This is a genomic window from Aureimonas sp. AU4, assembly GCF_001463765.1.
Lineage (GTDB): Bacteria > Pseudomonadota > Alphaproteobacteria > Rhizobiales > Rhizobiaceae > Aureimonas.
On sequence record NZ_BBWK01000043.1, the window covers coordinates 12044 to 33696 of the forward strand.

Annotated in this window: 14 protein-coding genes; 13 read left to right on the forward strand and 1 reads right to left on the reverse strand. The window is 69.3% G+C overall.

From position 1 onward, the window contains the following. Positions 1 to 3 precede the first annotated feature (3 nt). From xdhB to AUL35_RS13435, 13 genes are all read left to right on the forward strand, one after another. Entirely contained in the window at positions 4 to 2409 is a 2406-nt protein-coding gene (gene xdhB / locus AUL35_RS13375; RefSeq protein WP_082666319.1) for a xanthine dehydrogenase molybdopterin binding subunit, read from the forward strand. Next, a complete protein-coding gene (xdhC, locus tag AUL35_RS13380; protein ID WP_062015574.1) occupies positions 2406 to 3296 on the forward strand; it encodes a xanthine dehydrogenase accessory protein XdhC in 891 nt (296 codons plus the stop codon). The genes xdhB and xdhC overlap by 4 nt, the downstream gene beginning before the upstream one ends. Beyond that, on the forward strand, positions 3280 to 4806 hold the full coding sequence (locus AUL35_RS13385; RefSeq protein ID WP_062015576.1) for an ABC transporter ATP-binding protein: 1527 nt from the start codon (positions 3280 to 3282) through the stop codon (positions 4804 to 4806). The genes xdhC and AUL35_RS13385 overlap by 17 nt, the downstream gene beginning before the upstream one ends. After that, on the forward strand, positions 4803 to 5951 hold the full coding sequence (locus tag AUL35_RS13390; protein ID WP_062015578.1) for an ABC transporter permease: 1149 nt from the start codon (positions 4803 to 4805) through the stop codon (positions 5949 to 5951). The genes AUL35_RS13385 and AUL35_RS13390 overlap by 4 nt, the downstream gene beginning before the upstream one ends. Then, complete coding sequence (locus AUL35_RS13395) at positions 5948 to 6871, forward strand: ABC transporter permease (RefSeq protein ID WP_062015580.1); 924 nt, start codon at positions 5948 to 5950, stop codon at positions 6869 to 6871. The genes AUL35_RS13390 and AUL35_RS13395 overlap by 4 nt, the downstream gene beginning before the upstream one ends. 27 nt (positions 6872 to 6898) lie before the next feature. Then, positions 6899 to 7987, forward strand: coding sequence for a BMP family ABC transporter substrate-binding protein (locus AUL35_RS13400; RefSeq protein ID WP_062015582.1), 1089 nt, complete (start codon positions 6899 to 6901; stop codon positions 7985 to 7987). Positions 7988 to 8179: 192 nt separating this feature from the next. Then, positions 8180 to 9436, forward strand: coding sequence for a urate hydroxylase PuuD (locus AUL35_RS13405; RefSeq protein WP_062015584.1), 1257 nt, complete (start codon positions 8180 to 8182; stop codon positions 9434 to 9436). Positions 9437 to 9448: 12 nt separating this feature from the next. Then, positions 9449 to 10765 carry a guanine deaminase gene (guaD, locus tag AUL35_RS13410; protein WP_062015585.1) on the forward strand — a complete coding sequence of 439 codons (1317 nt, stop codon included), beginning with the start codon at positions 9449 to 9451 and terminating at the stop codon, positions 10763 to 10765. Between the two features lie 82 nt (positions 10766 to 10847). Further along, entirely contained in the window at positions 10848 to 11687 is an 840-nt protein-coding gene (locus AUL35_RS13415) for a fumarylacetoacetate hydrolase family protein (RefSeq protein WP_062015587.1), read from the forward strand. A 133-nt stretch (positions 11688 to 11820) separates the two neighbouring features. Further along, positions 11821 to 13869, forward strand: coding sequence for an alpha-1,4-glucan--maltose-1-phosphate maltosyltransferase (locus AUL35_RS13420; protein ID WP_082666320.1), 2049 nt, complete (start codon positions 11821 to 11823; stop codon positions 13867 to 13869). A 56-nt stretch (positions 13870 to 13925) separates the two neighbouring features. Continuing rightward, positions 13926 to 17246, forward strand: a complete 3321-nt coding sequence (gene treS / locus AUL35_RS13425) for a maltose alpha-D-glucosyltransferase (RefSeq protein WP_062015589.1) — start codon at positions 13926 to 13928, stop codon at positions 17244 to 17246. Continuing rightward, positions 17243 to 19465, forward strand: a complete 2223-nt coding sequence (glgB, locus tag AUL35_RS13430) for a 1,4-alpha-glucan branching protein GlgB (protein WP_062015590.1) — start codon at positions 17243 to 17245, stop codon at positions 19463 to 19465. The genes treS and glgB overlap by 4 nt, the downstream gene beginning before the upstream one ends. A gap of 12 nt (positions 19466 to 19477) precedes the next feature. After that, the gene (locus AUL35_RS13435) at positions 19478 to 20425 is read left to right on the forward strand and encodes an aldo/keto reductase (protein WP_062015592.1); all 948 of its coding nucleotides are present in this window, start codon (positions 19478 to 19480) and stop codon (positions 20423 to 20425) included. Positions 20426 to 20444: 19 nt separating this feature from the next. Here the strand turns inward: AUL35_RS13435 and AUL35_RS13440 are convergent, their stop codons facing one another. Next, positions 20445 to 21599 carry a diguanylate cyclase gene (locus AUL35_RS13440; RefSeq protein ID WP_062015593.1) on the reverse strand — a complete coding sequence of 385 codons (1155 nt, stop codon included), beginning with the start codon at positions 21597 to 21599 and terminating at the stop codon, positions 20445 to 20447. Between the last annotated feature and the right edge of the window lie 54 nt (positions 21600 to 21653).

Sequence of the window (21653 nt, forward strand, 5' to 3'; positions counted from 1 at the left end):
GCCATGGAAGAGACCCGTATCCAGGACCGCGGCGAGGCCGGCACGATCGATCCGGCCGAGGCGCCGGGCGAAAAGCCCCCGGTACGCCATCCCCAGCGCCTGCGCGGCGGCGTCGGGCGCCCGGTGCCGCACGATTCCGGCCCGCGTCACGTCTCGGGCGAGGCGCTCTACACCGACGACGATCCCGAACTTCCCGGCACGCTCCAGGTCTTCATCGCCATGAGCGCGCGCGCCCACGCCAGGCTCCGGCGCCTCGACCTCGACGCCGTGCGGCAGGCGCCGGGCGTCGCCTGCGTGCTGTCAGCCCGCGACATTCCGGGCGTCAACGACTATTCGCCGGTCTTCGGCGACGATCCGATCTTTCCGGAAACCCATGTCGAATATGTCGGCCAGCCGCTCTTCGCGGTGGCGGCCGAGACCGTGGGCCAAGCCCGCGCGGCGGCCAAGCTCGCCGTTGTGGACTACGAGGACCTGAAACCTGCGGTCACGATCGACGAGGCGCTTCGCCTCGCCGATGCGGCGGGACGCGACCTTCTCGACCCGCACGAGATGCGCCTCGGCGATGCCGCTGCCGCGATCCGCGCCGCGCCGCTCACGCTCGAGGGTGAGGTCGAGACCGGCGGGCAGGACCATTTCTACCTCGAGGGTCAGATCGCCTATGCCTGGCCGCTGGAGGGCGGCGACATCCTCGTGCGCTCCTCGACGCAGCACCCTTCCGAGGTCCAGCACAACGTCGCCAAGGCCCTCGGCCTGTCGGATCACGCCGTCACGGTCGAGGTGCGTCGCATGGGCGGCGGCTTCGGCGGCAAGGAATCGCAGCCCGCGCTGTTTGCCAGCGTCTGCGCGCTGGTCGCCCAGGCCACCGGCCGACCGGCCAAGTGCCGGCTCGACCGCGACGACGACATGGAGATGACCGGCAAGCGCCACGAGATGCGCACGCGCTATCTCGTCGGCTTCGACGAGACGGGGCGCCTCCATGGCGCCGACTTCCGGCATCTCGTGCGCTGCGGCTACTCGCGCGACCTGTCGGGCGCGATCGCCGACCGGGCGATGTTTCATGCCGACAACGCCTACGACCTCAAGGCTGCGCGCATCCATTCGCGGCGCCTGAAGACCCACACCGTCTCCAACACCGCGTTTCGTGGCTTCGGCGGGCCGCAGGGCATGGTCGCGATCGAGCGGGCGATGGACCGCATCGCCTTTAAGACCGGGCTCGATCCGCTGGACGTCAGGAAGCGCAACTTCTACGCCCCGATGGGACGCGGCCAGCCCGGCACGACGCCCTACGGCCAGAGCGTCGAGGACTGCGTGATCGGCGAGATCGTCGCGGAGCTCGAAGCCTCCAGCGACTACCGCGCGAGGCGCGAGGCGGTGCGTCGCTTCAACGAGGGGAGCCCCGTCCTCAAGAAGGGGCTGGCGCTGACGCCGGTGAAGTTCGGCATCTCCTTCACCACCTCGCACCTCAACCAGGCCGGCGCGCTCGTCCACATCTACAAGGACGGCTCGATCCACCTGAACCACGGCGGTACGGAGATGGGGCAGGGCCTCTTCACCAAGGTCGCGCAGGTCGTGGCCGAGGAGTTCGGCGTCGAGCTGGCATCGGTGAAGATCACCGCGACCACCACCGCCAAGGTGCCCAACACCTCGGCCACCGCCGCATCATCCGGTGCCGACCTCAACGGCATGGCCGCGCAGAACGCCTGCCGCACCTTGAAGGAGCGCCTCGCCGACTACGCCTGCCAGCGCTACGACCTGCGCCGCGACGAGGTGCAGTTCCTGCCCGGCCGCGTCCGGCTGGGGGCCGAGGAGAAGCGCTTCCGCGACCTTGTGGGCGAGGCCTATCTCGCGCGCGTCTCGCTCTCGGCGACCGGCTTCTATGCGACGCCCGGCATCTCCTACGACCGCGATAAGGCGAAGGGTAAGCCCTTCTACTACTTCGCCTACGGCGCCTCCTGCTCGGAGGTCGTGATCGACACGCTGACCGGCGAGAACCGCCTCATCCGCGCCGACATCCTCCACGACGTCGGCCAGTCGCTGAACCCGGCGCTCGACCTCGGCCAAATCGAGGGCGGCTTCATCCAGGGACTGGGCTGGCTGACAACGGAAGAGCTTTGGTGGGACACGAGCGGGCGCCTGCGCACCCACGCGCCCTCGACCTACAAGATCCCGACCGCCAACGACCGGCCCGACGACCTGCGCGTTTCCCTCTGGGAGAAGGGGCGCAACCCGGCCGCGACCGTGTTTCGCTCCAAGGCCGTGGGCGAGCCGCCCTTCATGCTGGCGCTCTCGGCCTTTTCTGCGCTCGGCGACGCCGTGCTCGCGGCGGGCGACTACCGCCGCTTCCCCGCGCTCGACGCTCCGGCGACGCCGGAGCGCCTGCTTCACGCGGTCGAGGCGGTGCGTCGGTGAGCGAGCCCGACCTCGCCCGCGCGCTCCAAGGGGCCGAGCCCGCCTGCCTCGTCGAGGTCGAGCGCGCGCGCGGGTCCACGCCGCGCGAGGAGGGGGCGGCGATGCTGGTGACGGCCCTTGGCGTCGAGGGCACGGTCGGCGGCGGCGCGCTGGAGATGGAAGGGATCATCGAGGCGCGCCGGCTGCTTGCGGCCGGCGAGGACGCCTCGCGCCTGGCCGTACCGCTCGGTCCCGCGATCGGCCAGTGCTGCGGCGGGCATGTCACCTTGCTCGTGCGCCGGCTCACCAGGGGCGTCGCGGCCGAGCGCGAGGCCCGGCTTGCGGCCGAGCGCGCGCGGGACCCCGCCGTCCTCGTCTTCGGCGCGGGCCATACGGGACAGGCACTGGCCCGCGCGCTCCAGCCGCTGCCGCTGCGCCTCCTCGTCGTCGACACGCGCGCCGACCATCTCACGCTTCTGCCGCCCGAGGTGGATCGCTGGCTGACCGTCTTGCCCGAGGAGACGATCGAGGCGGCGGAGCCGGGCAGCGCCTTCGTCGTGATGACCCACGACCACGGGCTCGACTTCCTGCTCGCCGCCGCCGCCCTTGCGCGGGGCGACGCGGCCTATGTCGGCATGATCGGCTCCGCCACGAAGCGCCGGACCTTCGAGCGGCGTCTGGCCGGGGAAGGGCGCAAGGATGACGCGCGCAACCTGACGCTGCCGATCGGCGGCACCGCCGTGCGCGACAAGCGCCCGAGCGTGATCGCGGCGCTGGCTGCGGCGGAAATTCTCGTCGCTTTCGCACGATCGCGGGAAAACCGCTGCACAGGCTTTGCGCCTGCGCAAAACGGATGCAATAACGTTTCCGACCAATCCACTGCAGCCCTTCATGCCGCCACGTCTTGAGCTGTCCCACGTCACGAAGAGCTTCCCGGGCGTCGTCGCCAACGACGACGTGAGCTTCTCCGTCGATCCCGGACGCATTCACGCCCTGCTTGGCGAGAACGGAGCCGGCAAGTCGACGCTGGTGAAGATCATCTACGGCGTTCAATCCGCCGACTCGGGCGAGGTGCGCATCGACGGCCGCGCCACCGCCATCCGCTCGCCGCGCGAGGCGCGGGGCGCGGGCATCGGCATGGTGTTCCAGCACTTCTGCCTGTTCGAGGCGATGACGGTTTTGGAGAACATCGCGCTCGGCCTCGACGACCCGCCGCCGCGCCGCCAGCTCGAGGCGAAGGTGCGCGAGGTCATGGAGACCTACGGCCTCGTTCTCGACCCGCACCGCGAGGTGCACACGCTCTCGGTCGGCGAGCGCCAGCGCATCGAGATCGTGCGCGCGCTGCTCGGCCGTCCGCGCCTCCTGATCATGGACGAGCCGACCTCGGTTCTGACCCCTCAGGAGGCCGAGGCGCTGTTCGGCGTCCTGCGCCAACTCGCGACCGAGGGCTGTTCGATCCTCTACATCTCGCACAAGCTCGCCGAGATCAAAGCGCTCTGCCAGTCGGCGACGATCCTGCGCGGCGGGCGTGTCGTCGACACCTGCGACCCGCGCGAGGAAACGGCCCGCACCATGGCCGAGCGCATGATCGGCGGCTCGCTCAAGCAGCTGACCGCCCGCAAGGCCTCGGCGAAGGGCACCGAGCGTCTGGCGATCACCAACCTTTCGGCTCCCGGCGAGCCGCCCTTCGGCACCAGCCTTCGCGATGTCTCGCTCACCGTTCGCGGCGGCGAGATCCTCGGCATCGCGGGGGTGGCCGGCAACGGGCAGAACGAGCTTCTCGCCGCGCTGTCGGGCGAGCGGACGAGCGGCGTCACGGGTTCGATCCGCATCGAGGGAGAGGCGGCGGAGCGGCTCGGCGTGTCGGCGCGCCGCCGTCTGGGCCTTGCCACCCTGCCCGAGGAGCGCAACGGCCATGCGGCGGTCCCTGCGCTCTCGCTCACCGACAACGCCATCCTCTCGGCGCGCGCGCGGGCCAGGCTGTCCGGCGGCGGCCTCGTGCGCTTTGCCGCCGCGCGGCGCTTCGCAAGCTCCGTCATCTCCGCCTTCGGCGTCAAGGCGACGGGACCCGGCGCCACCGCCGCGAGCCTGTCGGGCGGCAACCTCCAGAAGTTCGTGGTGGGGCGCGAGATCGCGCAGGAGCCCGCCGTCCTCGCCGTGTCCCAGCCGACCTGGGGCGTGGACGCGGGCGCGGCCGGGCAGATCCGGCAGGCCATGCTCGACCTGGCCGCCCGCGGCTCGGCCATCCTCGTGGTCAGCCAGGATCTCGACGAGCTCCTGGAGCTGTGCGACCGCATCGCCGTGATCAACGAGGGCCGCCTGTCGGAGGCGATGCCGGTGGAGGGCATCTCGATCGAGCGCGTCGGCCTCCTGATGGGCGGCATCCACGGCGAGACGCCGCACGAGGCGGCGGCATGAGCGCGCTTCGCTTCGACAAAGCTTGGCGCTTCGAACCGCGGCGCGAGCCGAGCCGCCTCATGCTCTGGTTGACGCCCGTCCTGGCGGTCGCGCTGACACTGATCGTCGGCGCCGTGGTCTTCACGGCGCTGGGCTACGACGGCTTCGGCGCGGTGCGCGAGATCTTCGTCTCGCCGCTCTTCGACAGCTACCGCTGGCAGGACCTTCTGGTGAAGGCCGCGCCGCTGGCGCTGATCGCCGTCGGCCTGTCGATCGGCTTTCGCGCCAACGTCTGGAACATCGGGGCGGAAGGACAGTACGTGCTCGGCGGATTGGGAGGCACGGGTCTCGCGCTCCTGACGCTGGACGCGGAAGGGGTCTGGATCCTGCCGGCGATGATGGTCTGCGGCATCCTCGGCGGCATGATCTGGGCAGCCGTCCCGGCCTTCCTGCGCACGCGGCTCGGCGTCTCGGAGATCCTGTCCTCCCTGATGCTGAACTACGTCGCGATCCAGCTTCTCTATTATCTCATGCGCGGGCCCTGGAAGGACCCGATGGGGTTCAACTTCCCGCAGACCGCCATGTTCTCGGCCTCGCAGACGCTGCCCACTGCGGTGCCGGGCACCCTGATCCATATCGGCATTCCGATCGCGCTGGCGCTGGCGCTCGTCGCCTGGGGGCTTCTCGCCCGCACGCTCGCCGGCTTCCAGGTCCGCGTGGTGGGCCTCAGCCCCCAGGCCGCGCGCTTTGCGGGCTTTCGCGAGGGGCGCGTCGTCTGGATGGCGCTGTTGTTCGGTGGCGGCATGGCAGGGCTCGCCGGCGTTCTGGAGGCGGCGGGACCCTTCGGCCAGATGGTGCCGGCCTTCCCGACGGGCTACGGCTACACGGCCATCATCGTCGCCTTTCTCGGCCGGCTCCACCCACTCGGCATCGTGGCCGCCGCGCTCGTGCTGGCGCTGACCTATGTCGGCGGCGAGAGCGCGCAGACCTCGATCGGCCTGCCGGCCGCCGCGATCGGCGTGTTCCAGGCCATGATGCTGTTCTTCCTGCTCGGCGTCGACATCCTCGTGCGATACCGCCTGACGCGCGGCGCGCGACCCGTCGCGCCGCTTCCCGCTCCGCTGCCCAAGCCCGAGCCGGTTCGCGCCCGCGAGGCCGCGCTATGAGCCCGGAGCTTGCGGTCGCGATCGTCGTGGCGGTGGTGGCGTCGGCCACGCCCATCCTTCTCGCCGCGCTCGGCGAACTCGTCGCCGAGAAGTCCGGCGTCCTCAACCTCGGCGTCGAGGGCATGATGCTGGTCGGGGCGGTGACGGGCTTCGCCGTCTCGGTCACCACCGGCTCGCCAGCCCTCGGGGCGCTCGCCGCCGTCGTGGCCGGAGCCGCGGTCTCACTGATCTTCGCCTTCCTCACCCTCACGCTCACCGCCAACCAGGTGGCGACGGGGCTGGCGCTGACGATCTTCGGCACGGGCGTCTCGGCGCTCGGCGGCGCCGGATTCGTGGGCATCACCACGCCGACGCTCGGCTCGCCCTTTCCCGCAAGCCTTGCGAACGACCCGTTCTGGCGCATCCTCTTCGGCTACTCGCCGATCGTCTACTTCTCGCTTTTCCTCACCTTCGCCGTCTCCTGGTTCCTCCGCTACACGCGCGGCGGGCTGATCCTGCGCGCGGTGGGCGAGAGCGACAGCTCCGCCCATTCCATCGGCTACCGCGTGATCGCGGTGCGCTACATGGCCGTCCTGTTCGGGGGCGCCTGCGCGGGGCTGGCGGGCAGCTACTATTCGCTCGTGCTGACGCCCATGTGGGCCGAGCGGCTGACGGCGGGGCGCGGCTGGATCGCGATCGCGCTGGTGGTCTTCGCCTCCTGGCGGCCCGGCCGGCTCCTGCTCGGCGCCTACCTCTTCGGCGCGGTGATCACGCTGGAACTGCAGGCCAAGGCGGCGGGCTGGAGCGTCTTCGCTCCCGAGTTCCTGACCAGCCTTCCGTATCTGGCCACCATCCTCGTCCTCGCGCTCCTGTCGGGGCGCGCCCGGTCCTCGGCCTCCGCGCCGGCGTGCCTCGGCAAGCCGTTCCGCGCGAGCGCCTGACATCTTCCCCTCCAGAAGGAACCGAACATGAGCCTGATGACCCGCCGACAAGTCCTCCTGGGAGGCGCAGCGCTCGCCACTGTTGTCGCATTCAGCGGCATGCCGGCCTTCGCGCAGGTCACCGATCGGCCCGTCAAGGCGGCCTTCGTCTATGTCGGACCGGTCGGCGACTTCGGCTATTCCTTCGCCCACGACCAGGGCCGCAAGTACCTCTCCGAGAAGCTGGGCTCGAAGGTCGAGACGACCTTCGTCGAGAACGTGGCGGAAGGCCCCGACGCCGAGCGCGTGATCCGCAAGCTCGCCCAGGACGGCAACGACATCATCTTCTCGACCTCGTTCGGCTTCATGAACCCGACGCTGAAGGTCGCCAAGCAGTTCCCGAAGGTGAAGTTCGAGCACGCGACGGGCTACCAGACCGCGCCAAACATGGGCATCTACAACGCCCGCTTCTACGAGGGCCGCGCCGTGCTCGGCACGATCGCGGGCATGATGTCGAAGTCAGGCAAGGCAGGCTATGTCGCCTCCTTCCCGATCCCGGAGGTCGTGATGGGCATCAACGCCTTCACGCTCGCCGCGCGTAAGGTGAACCCGAAGTTCGAGACGCAGGTCGTCTGGGTGAACTCGTGGTACGACCCCGCCAAGGAGGCGCAGGCGACCTCGGCGCTACTCGACCAGGGTGCCGACGTCATCACCCAGCACACCGACAGCCCCGGCCCCCTGCAGGAAGCCGAGAAGCGCGGCGCCATCGCCTTCGGCCAGGCATGGGACATGCAGAGCTTCGCGCCCAACGCCCACATGACGGCGATCGTCGACAACTGGGGCCCCTACTATGTCAGCCGCGTCGAGGCCGTGGCGGCCGGCTCCTGGAAGCAGGACGACGTCTGGCTCGGCATGAAGGAGGGCGAGGTCACCATGGCGCCCTTCAACGACAAGATGCCGGCCGACGTGAAGGACGCCGCGCAGAAGGTCGTCGACGAGACCAAGGCCGGCACCTACAAGATCTTCACCGGCCCGCTCATAGACCAGTCGGGCGCCGAGAAGATCGCGGCCGGCACCGTGATCCCGGATGCCGACCTCCTGAAGATGGACTGGTACGTCCAGGGCGTGCGCAACTGAGCCTGCCGGTTTGACCTTGCGCGTCGCCCGGTCTCGGGCGATGCTGCATCTTGGGGGCGGCGTGACGAGCGCCGCCCTTTCCATGCCCGCTTCTCCCACCGTCTCCTGAACGGCGAGAGGCCGCCAAAGGGCATTCCACGGATCTCTCAGAACCGGCGCTCGCGACAAGGGGGCGGCGCCGCGAGGTGTCCCATGTGGACCTACGCTTCCGAATGGCTCCAGGTCGCCGTGCGCTGGACCCACATCGTCACCGCGATCGCCTGGATCGGGTCGAGCTTCTACTTCATCGCCCTCGATCTCGGCCTGCGCCGCCCGCGCGGCGCGCCCATGACGGGCGTGGGCGGCGAGGCCTGGCAGGTCCACGGCGGCGGCTTCTACCACGTCCAGAAATACATGGTGGCCCCGGCGCACATGCCGGAGGACCTGACCTGGTTCAAGTGGGAGAGCTACTCCACTTGGGCTTCGGGCTTCGCGCTCCTGTTCCTGGTCTACTATCTCGGCGCCGACCTCTACCTTATCGACCCCGCGCGCGCCGACCTCGCCCCCTGGGCCGCGACGCTGATCGGCATCGCGGGCCTTGCCCTCGGCTGGGTGGTCTACGACGCGATCTGCAAGTCGTCCTTGAAGCGAAACGACAGCGCGCTTCTCGGCGTGCTCTTCGTCTACGTGGTCGCGACGAGCTTCGTCTTCGCGCAGGTCTTCTCGGGGCGGGGCGCGATGCTCCACACGGGCGCGATGATCGCCACCATCATGACCGCCAACGTCGCGATGCTGATCATCCCCAACCAGCGCATCGTGGTGGCGGACCTGAAAGCGGGCCGCTCGCCCGACCCGAGCTTGGGCGCAGCGGCCAAGCAGCGCTCGCTCCACAACAACTACCTGACCCTGCCGGTCGTCTTCCTGATGATGTCGAACCACTTCCCGCTGGTCTTCGCCACGCGCTGGAACTGGGTGATCGCCGGCATCGTGCTCGTGATCGGTGCGCTGGTGCGCCACTTCTTCAACACGATGCACAAGACCGGCGCCAAGCTCTGGTGGTGCTGGGGCGCGGCGGGCGCCTTGTTCGCCGTGATCATCGCTCTGTCCGGCGCGCCGGGCTGGACCGAGGTGCCGGCCGAGACGCCGGAGGACGCGGCGGCGATGGAGTTTCCCGCCGACCCCGAGCTCGCGCTCGCGACCTCGCCGCACTTTGCCGAGGCCGAGGGCATCGTCCAGTCGCGCTGCTCCATGTGCCATGCGAGGAAGCCGCTCTGGCCGGGCCTTGCGCATCCTCCCAAGAACGTCGTTCTCGAATCGGGTCGCGACATCGTGCTCGCCGCCTCGCTGATCGAGAACCAGGCCGTGCGCTCGCACGCCATGCCGCCCGGCAACCTCACCGGCATCGAGCCGGCGGAGCGCCTGGCGCTCGCGCGCTGGCTGCGTTCGGGCGACGGCGTCTGGCGCCCCTGAAGGAAGAGCTCCATGACCTTTGAGACCCTGGCCGGCGCCTCGCTGGCGATTCGCGCGCGCGTCCTCACCTACCACGCCCATCCGATGCGCGAGGGCGAGGGGGCGCATCGCTTCATCGAGGACGGTCTGGTCGTCGTGCGCGACGGCGTGATCGAGCGCGTCGGCGAGGCAAGCGAGCTTCTTCCCACGCTCGATCCGGCGCTTGAGGTCGCCGACCACCGGCCGCTCCTGCTGATGGCCGGCTTCATCGACCCGCATCTCCACATGCCGCAGACGCAGGTGATCGGGTCCTACGGCACGCAGCTCATGGAATGGCTCGCGCGCTACACCTTTCCCGAGGAGAGCCGCTACGGCGATCCGGCCGTGTCGGATGAGGCCGCGCGCTTCCTCCTGGCCGAGCTCCTGCGCAACGGCACGACGACCGCCAGCGCCTTCTGCACCTCGCATCCGCAGTCCGCCGAGAGCCTGTTCCGGGAAGCGGACCGGCTCGGCATGCGCCTCGTCGCCGGCAAGGTGATGATGGACCGCAACGCGCCGCCCGCGCTCCTCGACACGCCGGAACGCGGCTTCGAGGAGTCGAAGGCTCTGATCGGGCGCTGGCACGGGCGCGGTCGGCTCGCCTACGCCATCTCGCCGCGCTTCGCCCCGACCTCGAGCGAGGCGCAGCTGGAGGCGGCCGGCCAGCTCGCCGCCGATCATCCCGACCTTCACATCCAGACGCACCTGTCCGAGAACCACGGCGAGATCGCCTTCGTGCGCGAACTCTTTCCCTGGGCCGAGGATTATACGGCGGTCTACGAGCGCTACGGCCTCGTGCGCCCGCGCGCGCTGTTCGGCCACTGCATCCACCTGTCGGAGCGCGAGCGCGCGAGCCTGGCCGGCCAAGGCGCCTCGGCGATCTTCTGTCCGACCTCGAACCTCTTTCTGGGCTCGGGGCTCTTCGACCGCGACGCGGCGCTGGCGGCCGGCCTGCGGACCGGGCTCGCCACCGACATCGGCGGCGGCACGTCCTACTCGCTGCTCGCCACCGCGGCAGAGGCCTACAAGGCCCTGGCGCTGCGCGACCAGAAGCTGACCGGCCACGCCGCGCTTTACATGATCACCGCCGGCAACGCGGAAGCGCTGGGCTGGGGCGACCGGATCGGGCAGGTGGCGCCCGGCTTCGAGGCCGACCTCGTGCTCGTCGACACGGGCGCGACGCCCGCCATGCGGCGGCGCATGGAGCGGGCCGAAAGCCTCGAGGAGGAACTCTTCGCCCTCGTCACCATGGGCGACGACCGCGCGGTGGCCGCGACCTACCTTGCCGGGCGCCTCGCCCACCGGCGCTGACAAAAGCGCGTTCCGGGGGGCGACAAGCCCGACGCCAGCCTTATCTTCCGCGCCGGACCGATCGAGCTTGGAAGGGGATCCCATGCGGCTGGTGCGCTACGGAGAGGCGGGGGCCGAGAAGCCCGGCCTCATCGACGACGAAAACCATCTGAGGGATCTGTCGGGCGAGATACCCGACATCGCCGGCGAGGTTCTCTCGCGCCAGGGCCTCGATCGCCTGCGCGCCCTCGACGTGCGCTCGCTGCCCAAGATCGACCCCAACCAGCGCCTCGGGCCGCCCGTGGCCGGCACGCGCAACTTCCTGGCGGTCGGTCGGAACTACAGCGAGCACGCCGCCGAAACCGGCTCCGACGTGCCCAAGGAGCCGCTTCTCTTCAACAAGGCCGTGTCCTCGATCGCGGGTCCGCGCGACGACATCTCCTATCCGCCGGGCGCCACACAGGTCGACTGGGAGGTCGAGCTCGCGGTCGTGATCGGCGAGCGCTGCTACAACGTGGACGAGGACAAGGTGCTCGACTACGTCGCCGGCTACTGCCTGTGCAACGACGTCTCCGAGCGCCAGTGGCAGAAGAATCGCGGCGGACAGTGGATCAAGGGCAAGAGCGCGCCCGGCTTCGGCCCGCTCGGCCCCTGGCTCGTCACGCGCGACGCGATCGAGGATGCGGGCCGGCTCGACCTCTGGCTCTCGGTGAACGGGGAGCGCCGGCAGGAGGGCTCGACCGCCGACATGATCTTCACGGTCCCGCAGATCCTGTCCTACGCCTCGCGCTTCTTCGCCCTCCAGCCCGGCGACGTGGTGACCACCGGCACGCCGTCCGGGGTCGCCGCCGGCATGAAGCCGCCGCAGTGGCTGAAGGCGGGCGACATCGTCACGCTCGGCAGCCCGCACCTGGGCGAACAGCGTCAGACGATCCTCGGCTGACGGAACGGCCGGCGTCGGACGGGCGTTGCTGACCCGTCCGAGCCATCAGGGGGTCGCGCGGACGCAACGCGCCGTGCCGGGCCCCGCTCTGCCTCGCAAGACCCGCAGACAATCCGCCTGGAAAGGTCCGCCCATGTCCCAAGTCGAGATCGCCGCGCCCAAGGCCCGCAGAAAGATGCAAGGGGCCGGCGCGAACGAGGGCTCCATCGCGCGCATTCGCGAACTGGCCCAGGCCCGCGTCGCGATCGAGGGCGTCGAGCCCATGATCGACGCCGGGCGCTTCGCCGTGAAGCGCCTGGCGGGCGAGACGCTGACGGTCTCGGCCGACATCTTCACCGACGGGCACGAGATCATCGACGCCGCGCTCATCACGCGAGGGGCCGGCGACACGGACTGGCGCGAGACGCCCTTCACCTTCATCGCGAACGACCGCTGGGCGGCGAGCGTCACCTTCGATCGGCCCGGCGCCTACCGCTACTCCATCATCGCCTGGCGCGACGTCTTCGCGACCTGGGCGAGCGACACCAGGAAGAAGCGGGTCGCCGGCGTCGACATCGCGCTGGAGCTGCGCGAGGGCCAGATCCTCCTGGAGAAGGCAGCCGCGTCCGGCCGCGGCACGAAGGACGACGCCAAGCGCCTCAAGGCGCTGCGCGCGCGCATCGACAAGCTGGCCGCCAAGGGGGACGGCGAGGCGCTCTACGAGGCGATGACGGAAGGCGACACCGCGCTCCTCCTGCGCGAGGTGGGCGTGCGCGAGAACCTGTCGCGCTTCGAGATCGACGTGCCGGTCTGGGTGGACCGCGAGGCCGCCGGCTTCTCGGCCTGGTACGAGTTGATGCCGCGCTCGCAGTCGGGCGATGTGAACCGCCACGGCACGTTCGACGACGTCATCAAGCGCCTGCCCGACATCGAGGAGATGGGCTTCGACGTCCTCTACTTCCCGCCGATCCACCCGATCGGCAAGACCAACCGCAAGGGGAAGAACAACAGCGTCACCGCGCAGGAGGGCGAGCCGGGCTCCCCTTACGCGATCGGATCGGCGGAGGGCGGCCACAAGGACCTCCATCCCGAGCTCGGCTCGTTTGCCGACTTCCAGCGGCTCGTGACGCGCGCGGCCGACCACGGGCTCGAGATCGCCATCGACTTCGCGATCCAGTGCTCGCCCGACCACCCCTGGATCAAGGAGCATCCGGACTGGTTCGACTGGCGGCCCGACGGCTCGATCAAATACGCCGAGAACCCGCCCAAGAAGTACCAGGACATCGTCAACGTCGACTTCTACGCCGAAGGGGCGATCCCCTCGCTCTGGCTGGAGCTGCGCGACGTCGTCCTGTTCTGGCTCGACAAGGGCGTGCGCATCTTCCGCGTCGACAACCCGCACACCAAGCCCTTCCCGTTCTGGGAGTGGATGATCGCCGAGGTGCGCGAGCGCGACCCCGGCGCCGTGTTCCTGGCCGAGGCCTTCACGCGGCCCAAGCTCATGAAGCGCCTTGCCAAGGTCGGCTACAACCAGAGCTACTCGTACTTCACGTGGCGGAACCGCAAGTGGGAGCTGCGCGAGTACCTGACCGAGCTGACGACGGCCGAGTGCGCCGAGTTCATGCGGCCGAACTTCTTCGTCAACACGCCCGACATCAACCCGCTCTTCCTTCAGACGAGCGGGCGGCCGGGCTTCCAGCTGCGCTTGGCGCTGGCCGCGACGCTCGCCGGCAACTACGGCGTCTATTCCGGCTTCGAGCTGTGCGAGAGCGAACCGCTCGCGCCCGGCAAGGAGGAGTATCTCAACTCCGAGAAGTACGAGATCCGCGCCTTCGACTGGCGCGCGCCCGGCAACATCCGCGAGGACATCCGCTTCTTCAACCGCATCCGCCGCTCGGAGCCGGCGCTGCGCGACTTCCGTAATCTCGAGTTCTACAACTTCTGGAACGACGAGATCCTCTACTACGGTCGCCGCACGCCGGACCTCTCCTCCTTCCTGCTGGTGATGGTGTCGCTCGATCCGCAGCATCCGCAGGGCGGGCATTTCGAGGTGCCGCTCTGGGAGTTCGACCTGCCCGACAACGGCTCGGTCAAGGTCGAGGACCTCGTGACCGGCCAGCAGTTCGTCTGGAGCGGCAAGGTCCAGCATTGGTGGTTCCGGCCCGACGAGCGGCCCTACGCGGTGTTCCGCATCTCGGTCTGACCCCGGCCCGGCCGACCCCATCCGGTTTTCTCGATTCCTCTTCTCGCAGTCGCCCGATGAACGAACTCTCCCCGATCCAGAGCGCCGAGCCCGACTCGACGCCCGACCGCAGCGCCAACGACTGGTACAAGGACGCGGTCATCTACCAGTTGCACGTCAAGACCTTCATGGACGCCAACAACGACGGCATCGGCGACTTCGCCGGTCTCCTGTCGAAGCTGGACTACGTGAAGGAACTCGGCGTCACCGCCATCTGGATCATGCCCTTCTACCCCTCGCCGCTGCGCGACGACGGCTACGACATCTCGGACTACGAGACGATCAACCCGTCCTACGGCTCGATGGAGGACTTCGAGCGCTTGGTCGAGGAGGCGCACAAGCGCGACCTCAAGATCATCACCGAGCTCGTGATCAACCACACGAGCGACCAGCATCCCTGGTTCCAGGCGGCGCGCAACGCACCCAAGGGGTCGCCTGAGCGCGACTTCTACGTCTGGCGCGACGACGACAAGGGCTACGACCAGACCCGCATCATCTTCCTCGACACGGAATCGTCGAACTGGACCTGGGACCCGGTGGCGGGCCAGTACTTCTGGCACCGCTTCTACTCGCACCAGCCCGACCTCAACTTCGACAACCCGCGCGTGATCGAGGAGGTGCTGAAGACGATGCGCTTCTGGCTCGACAAGGGCGTGGACGGCCTGAGGCTCGACGCGATCCCCTATCTGGTCGAGCGCGAGGGCACCAACAACGAGAACCTTCCCGAGACGCACGACGTCCTGAAGGTGATCCGTGCCGAGATCGACGCGCATTATCCCGACCGCATGCTGCTCGCCGAGGCCAACCAGTGGCCCGAGGACACGCGTCCCTATTTCGGCGAGGGCGACGAGTGCCACATGGCGTTCCACTTCCCGCTCATGCCGCGCATGTACATGGCGCTGGCGCAGGAGGATCGGCACCCGATCACCGACATCCTGCGCCAGACGCCCGACATCCCGTCCAACTGCCAGTGGGCGATCTTCCTGCGCAACCACGACGAGCTGACGCTCGAGATGGTGACCGCCGAGGAGCGCGACTATCTCTGGTCCACCTATGCCAACGACAAGCGGGCGCGCATCAATCTCGGCATCCGGCGGCGCCTCGGGCCGCTGATGGGCGGTGACCGGCGCAAGGTCGAACTGCTCAACGCCCTTCTCATGTCCATGCCCGGCACGCCCGTCCTCTACTACGGCGACGAGATCGGCATGGGCGACAACTACTATCTCGGCGACCGCGATGGTGTCCGGACGCCCATGCAGTGGTCGGCCGACCGCAACGGCGGCTTCTCGCGGGCCGATCCGCAGCGCCTCTACCTCCCGCCCATCCAGGACCCGGTCTACGGCTTCCAGGCCGTGAACGTCGAGGCGCAGTCGGCCAACCCCGCCTCGCAGCTTGCCTGGATGCGCCGCCTCGTGCAGGTGCGCGGCACGCGCCAGGCCTTCGGGCGCGGCACGATCTCGTTCCTGTACCCGTCGAACCGCAAGATCCTCGCCTATATCAGAGAGCACGAGGGCGACCGCATCCTGTGCGTGGCCAACCTGTCGGGCTCGGCCCAGGCGGTGGAACTCGACCTCTCCGCCTATGCGGGCTCGGTGCCTGTCGAGATGCTCGGCCTCTCGCCCTTCCCCAAGATCGGCGCGACGCCCTACAACCTGTCGATGCCGGCCTACGGCTTCTACTGGTTCGCGCTCGGCACCGAGGACACGGTGCGGGCCTCGACGAGCCCCGATCCTCTGCCGGAATTCCAGACGCTCGTGATCACGGGCGACCTCAAGGAGACCATTCCGGGCCGCAACCGGCGCGAGATCGAGAACGTGCTGCCCGGCTTCGTCGGGCGCCAGCGCTGGTTCGCGGGCCGCACCGAGAAGATCGGCGGCGTGACCTACGCGATCGCCGGTCAGCCGACCCCGGGCTCGCGCCAGCACCTTCTCGGCGAGGCGGTGGTGCGCACGGAGGGCGGCGACCAGCGCTACTTCCTCCCGCTCGCCGCCAAGTGGGGCGAGGAGCACCTTCACGCCAACGCCCCGACGCTGCCCTTCACGCTGGCCAAGATCCGTCTCGGCGCCCATGTCGGCGCGGTGATCGACGCCGCGCGCGACACGAGCTTCGTCCACCTCATGGTCCAGCTCATGGCCAAGGGCGGCACGATCGAACTCGGCGAGCAGCGCATCCGCATCGAAAAGTCGAGCGCCGAGGCCGAGCTGCTCCAGGCCGCCGCCGCGGTCGCCCCGGACGAGATCACGCCCCTGTCGGGCGAGCAGTCCAACACCTCGATCGCGGTGGGAAGCGCGGGAATCCTCAAGTTCTACCGCCGCCTTCGCGACGGCGAGCAGCCCGAGCTGGAGGTGACGCGCTTCCTGACCGAGCGCACCGACTTCACCGCCGCGCCGGCGCTTCTGGCCTCGATGGAGCTGGAGCGCGTCGACGGCAGCCGCGCGGCGGTCGCCGCGCTGTTCGAGCGCATCGTCAACCAGGGCGACGCCTGGACGCGCGTGACGGAGTCGCTCTCGCGCTATCTGCGCGACAACGCCTACGGCACGGAAGCGTCGGCGGAGGCGACGGAAGAGGGGAGCGACGGCGAGATGCCGCTCATCCTCCAGTTCGATCCCGGCGAGACAATCGGGCGGCGCACGGGCGAGATGCACGCGGCGCTCGCCACGCGCACGGGCGACCCGGCCTTCGATCCCGAGCCCTTCGATGCCGCCTCGGTCGCGGCGCTGGTGCGCGAGGCGCAAGGCGAGGCGCACGAGGTTCTCGATATCCTGGCAGGGCTCTCCGTCGAGGGTGCGACAGGCGAGGAGGTTCGCCGCCTCGTGGACGCTCGCGCGGCGATCGACCGCTGGTTCGCCGGCTTCGCCGACCTTTCGGCGGCCGGGCTGCGCACCCGCATCCACGGCGACTACCACCTCGGCCAGCTTCTGGTGTCGCTGAACGACATCGTGATCCTGGACTTCGAGGGCGAGCCGGGCCGCTCGCTCGAGGAGCGGCGCGCCAAGACCTCGCCGCTGCGCGACGTCGCCGGCATGATGCGCTCCTACGACTACGCGGCCTTCGCGGCGCGCGACCGGGTCGGCCCCGCCGACGAGGCGACGCTGGAGCGCATCCGCGAGATGGCCGAGAACTGGCGCGACGCGACCGTGGCGACGTTCCTCCAGGCATGGGAGGCGGCGAGCGGGGTGGATCTCTCCGACGAGGGGAACCAGCGGCTGCTCGATCTCTTCCTTCTCCAGAAAGCCTTCTACGAGCTGCGCTACGAGGCGGCCATGCGCCCCGCCTGGCTCTCGATTCCCCTGCGCGGCATCGTCTCCCTCCTCCAGAAGCGACAGGTCCTTTCATGAGCGAGACCCGCGTTCCCGCGCCCATCGAACACGGCCTGCACGGCGACGAGGCGCGCGCGCTCGCGGCCGGCCGGCACGAGAACCCGTTTTCCGTGCTCGGCCGCCACCGCAACGCGCAGGGCTGGGTGGTGCGCGCCTACCGGCCGGGCGCCGAGGCGGCCGAGCTCGTGGACGAGCGCGGCCGCTCGCTCGGCCGCATGGAGGCGGGCGAGGTGCCCGGCCTCTTCACCGGCACGCTCCCCCACGACGCGGGCGCCTATCGCTTCCTGTTTCGCCATGGCGGCGACAGCTGGCAGGAGGAGGACACCTACCGCTTCGGCACGGTGATCTCCGACTTCGACGCCTACCTCATGGCGGAGGGAACGCACTACCGGCTCTACGAAAAGTTCGGCGCCCATCCCGCGATCATGGACGGGGTGGAGGGCGTCAGCTTCGCGGTCTGGGCGCCCGATGCCCGCCGCGTCTCGGTGGTCGGCAACTTCAACTCGTGGGACGGGCGGCGCCACGTCTGCCGCAAGCGTGTCGAGGCCGGCGTCTTCGAGATCTTTATCCCGGGTCTGAAGCGCGGCGAGGTCTACAAGTACGAGATCATCGGCGCCCATGGCGAGATCCTGCCCCTGAAGGCCGATCCCGTGGGCTTCCGGCAGGAGCTCGCGCCCTCCACCGCCTCGATCGTCGACGGCCTCGTCCAGCACGAGTGGAAGGATGCCGCCTTCCGGGCCAAGCCGTCCGACTGGCAGGACGCCTCCAAGCCGGTCTCGATCTACGAGGTGCACCTCGGCTCCTGGCGGCGCGGCGACGGCGACACCTTCCTCGACTACGACACGCTGGCGCGCGAGCTCGTGCCTTATGTAAAGGAAATGGGCTTCACGCATGTCGAGTTCATGCCGGTCTCCGAGCACCCGTTCTACGGCTCCTGGGGCTACCAGCCGATCGGCCTCTTCGCGCCCACCGCCCGCTTCGGCGATCCGGCCGGCTTCGCGCGCCTCGTCGACGCGCTGCATCAGGCCGATATCGGCGTCCTCCTCGACTGGGTGCCCGGCCACTTCCCGACCGACGTCCACGGGCTCGGCCGCTTCGACGGCACCGCGCTCTACGAGCATGCCGACCCCCGGCGCGGCTTCCACAAGGACTGGAACACGCTGATCTACGACTACGGGCGGACCGAGGTGAAGAACTTCCTCGTCGCCAATGGCCTCTACTGGCTCGACCAGTTCCACGTCGACGGACTGCGCGTCGATGCGGTGGCCTCGATGCTCTACCTCGACTACTCGCGGAACCACGGCGAGTGGGAGCCCAACATCTACGGCGGGCGCGAGAATCTCGAGGCCATGGCCTTCCTGAAGGAGACCAACGAGAAGGTCGGCGGCCTCTTCCCGAACGCCACGACCCACGCCGAGGAATCGACCTCCTTCCCGAACGTGTCGCGCCCGACCTACGCGGGCGGCCTCGGCTTCCACTTCAAGTGGAACATGGGCTGGATGCACGACACGCTGCACTTCATGCAGGAGGACCCGATCAACCGGAAGTACCACATGCACCACATGACCTTCGGCATGGTGTATGCGTACTCGGAGAACTTCGTCCTGCCGCTCTCCCACGACGAGGTCGTCTACGGAAAGGGCTCGATCCTCGGCAAGATGCCGGGCGACTGGTGGCAGAAGTTCGCGAACCTGCGCGCCTACTACGGCTTCATGTGGACCCACCCGGGCAAGAAGCTCCTGTTCATGGGCGGCGAGTTCGGCCAGTCGGAAGAGTGGAACCACGACCAGTCGCTCGACTGGCATCTTCTCCAGTATCGCGAGCATTCCGGCGTCCAGCGCCTCGTGCGCGACCTCAACACCCTTTATCGCGGGGTGCCGGCGCTCCACGAGAACGACTGCGACCCGAACGGCTTCGAATGGGTCGACACGTCGAACGTCGAGCAGTCGGTCCTGGCCTATCTGCGCAAGGATCGGAACGGCGGCACGGCGCTCGTGGTCTGCAACTTCACGCCCAACGTCCACCACGGCTACCGCATCGGCGTGCCGCACGGCGGCTTCTGGGCGGAGGCGATGAACACGGACGCCGAGATCTACGGCGGCTCCAACGTCGGCAACATGGGCGGCGCGCAGGCCGAGGAGGTCCACGCCAACGGCCGGCCCTTCTCGCTGTCCCTGTCGCTGCCCCCGCTCTCGACCATCGTTCTCGTGCCGGGCCAGGCGCCCTCGGCTGCCTAAGGAGTGGCTGCGATGCAGTCCCGACCGCTCGGCCGCACCGGCCTCTCCATCATGCCGCTCGTCTTCGGCGGCAACGTCTTCGGCTGGACGGCGGACGAGGCGACCTCGTTTCGCCTTCTCGATGCCTTCGTCGACCACGGCTTCAACGCCATCGACACGGCCGACGTCTATTCCGCCTGGGCGCCCGGCAACAAGGGTGGCGAATCGGAGACGATCATCGGCCGCTGGCTGAAGCGCGACCCGGCCAAGCGCGATCGGGTCGTCGTCATCACCAAGGTCGGCTCGGACGTCGGCGAGGGAAAGACGCTGAAGGAAGAGTACATCCCGCGCGCGGCCGAGAGATCGCTGGCGCGACTCGGGATCGACCGTATCGACCTCTACCTTTCGCACTGGCCCGACGACACGACCCCTCATGAGGAGACGCTCGCCGCCTTCGCCAGGCTGAAGGACGCCGGAAAGATCGCGGCGATCGGCTGCTCGAACTTTTCGGCCGAGCAGCTGAAGGCGTCGCTGGACGCCGCGCGCGCCAACGGCCTGCCGCGCTACGACGTGCTGCAGCCCGAATACAACCTCGTCGCCCGCTCGAGCCTGGAAGGTCCGCTCCTCGACCTGTGCCGCGCCGAGGAGATCGGCGTCATCACCTATTTCAGCCTCGCCTCGGGCTTCCTGTCCGGCAAGTACCGGAGCCAGGCCGACCTCTCGAAGAGCCAGCGCGGCGGGGGGCTGTCGAAATATCTCGACGCCCGGGGCCTCCGTGTCCTCGACGCTCTCGACGAGGTGGCGGGGCGCCACGGCGCGAAGCCGGCCGAGGTCGCGCTCGCCTGGATCATGCACAAGCCGGGCGTGACCGCCCCCATCGCCAGCGCGACCAGCGTCGAGCAACTGGAGAGCCTGGCGCGCGCGGCCGCGCTGGCGCTGTCGGGCGACGACATGCGCCGCCTCGACGAGGCGAGCGCCTGAGCGGGAAACAGGGGGCGCGTCAGGCCGCGAGCGGCACGGCGCGCTCGATCCGGTTCCGGCCCTCGCGCTTGGCGCGGTAGAGCGCGCGGTCGGCGGCCGCCAGAAGCGCGCCCAGACCCGTTGCGCTGTGCCGCTCGAACAGGGCGACGCCGACGCTGACCGTCGTGCGCACGGGAGCTGTGCCCGGCTTGTCGAGAACCGCCGCCTCGAGCGTGCGCGCCACGCGCCGGGCGACGGCTTCCGCCTCGCCCGCGTCGAGGCCCGGAAGGAGCGCCGCGAACTCCTCGCCGCCCAGGCGGGCGAGAACGTCGACGCCGCGCATCTCGCGCTGGGCGATGCGGCTGAAGAGCTGCAGCATCTCGTCACCCACGCCGTGGCCGTAGGTGTCGTTGATGCGCTTGAAATGGTCGAGGTCGAAGACGAGAAGGGCGCCCGGCTGGTCGCCCGAGACGAGCGCCTCGCCCTTGCCGAAGAAGGCGCGGCGGTTGTCGAGGCCGGTCAGGAAGTCGGTGCTGGAGGCGGCCTCGTGCCGGTTCTCGCGCTGCTCGCGCACCATGGCCAGAAGCGTCGCGGGGCCGGCGAAGGACCACAGGACGCCTTCGAACATGGTCACGGCCATGGTCGGCCCCCAGATCGTGACCGCGTCGCTGCTGAACATCGTCACGCCCGCCCGCACGGTGAAGAAGCCGGCATGGACGGCCATGAGGATCGAGGCCAGGCGCTGGGCGCGCAGCGCCCCGTCCGACTCCCACCAGGACCGCGCCAGGATCGCGCAACCGATCCAGCAGATCGCGCCGGACGCGAGCGAGGTCGTGACGATCCGCTCGCTCATCGCCTGGTACTGGCCGAACGCGACCCAGACGACGGTCGCGGCCATGAGGCCAGCCGTCAGGAACCGGGGCATGGCCCGTCCGAGGAAGCGGTACTGGCCGGTGATGACGGCTCCGTAACCCCAGGTCACGAGCACGTTCGACAAGCCGACGACGATCTCGTGCGGGACGTTCGGCACGATGCGCAGGATGCAGCCGGCGGCGATCATGAAATAGCCGGTCGCCCACCAGGCGAGCGGCGCGCGGTGGGTCTCGGTGGCGTGGCGCTCCCAAAGCGTCAGCGCCCCCGCGATCGTGGCCGTTCCCACGATCAGGTAGTAAAGGATCGGAACCTCGCCCGACATGAATCAGATCCCGCTTCGTCAGGCCCCCAGCATGGACGCGAAATGGAAAATGTT

What these genes read in the sequence shown, in the direction of transcription:
- AUL35_RS13420 (WP_082666320.1), top strand. Translation starts at nt 11,821, where the DNA reads ATGTCCCAAGTCGAGATCGCCGCGCCCAAGGCCCGCAGAAAGATGCAA.
- AUL35_RS13405 (WP_062015584.1), top strand. Translation starts at nt 8,180, where the DNA reads ATGTGGACCTACGCTTCCGAATGGCTCCAGGTCGCCGTGCGCTGGACC.
- treS (WP_062015589.1), top strand. Translation starts at nt 13,926, where the DNA reads ATGAACGAACTCTCCCCGATCCAGAGCGCCGAGCCCGACTCGACGCCC.
- xdhB (WP_082666319.1), top strand. Translation starts at nt 4, where the DNA reads ATGGAAGAGACCCGTATCCAGGACCGCGGCGAGGCCGGCACGATCGAT.
- AUL35_RS13440 (WP_062015593.1), bottom strand. Translation starts at nt 21,599, where the DNA reads ATGTCGGGCGAGGTTCCGATCCTTTACTACCTGATCGTGGGAACGGCC.
- guaD (WP_062015585.1), top strand. Translation starts at nt 9,449, where the DNA reads ATGACCTTTGAGACCCTGGCCGGCGCCTCGCTGGCGATTCGCGCGCGC.
- AUL35_RS13415 (WP_062015587.1), top strand. Translation starts at nt 10,848, where the DNA reads ATGCGGCTGGTGCGCTACGGAGAGGCGGGGGCCGAGAAGCCCGGCCTC.
- AUL35_RS13385 (WP_062015576.1), top strand. Translation starts at nt 3,280, where the DNA reads ATGCCGCCACGTCTTGAGCTGTCCCACGTCACGAAGAGCTTCCCGGGC.
- AUL35_RS13435 (WP_062015592.1), top strand. Translation starts at nt 19,478, where the DNA reads ATGCAGTCCCGACCGCTCGGCCGCACCGGCCTCTCCATCATGCCGCTC.
- AUL35_RS13400 (WP_062015582.1), top strand. Translation starts at nt 6,899, where the DNA reads ATGAGCCTGATGACCCGCCGACAAGTCCTCCTGGGAGGCGCAGCGCTC.
- AUL35_RS13390 (WP_062015578.1), top strand. Translation starts at nt 4,803, where the DNA reads ATGAGCGCGCTTCGCTTCGACAAAGCTTGGCGCTTCGAACCGCGGCGC.
- AUL35_RS13395 (WP_062015580.1), top strand. Translation starts at nt 5,948, where the DNA reads ATGAGCCCGGAGCTTGCGGTCGCGATCGTCGTGGCGGTGGTGGCGTCG.
- glgB (WP_062015590.1), top strand. Translation starts at nt 17,243, where the DNA reads ATGAGCGAGACCCGCGTTCCCGCGCCCATCGAACACGGCCTGCACGGC.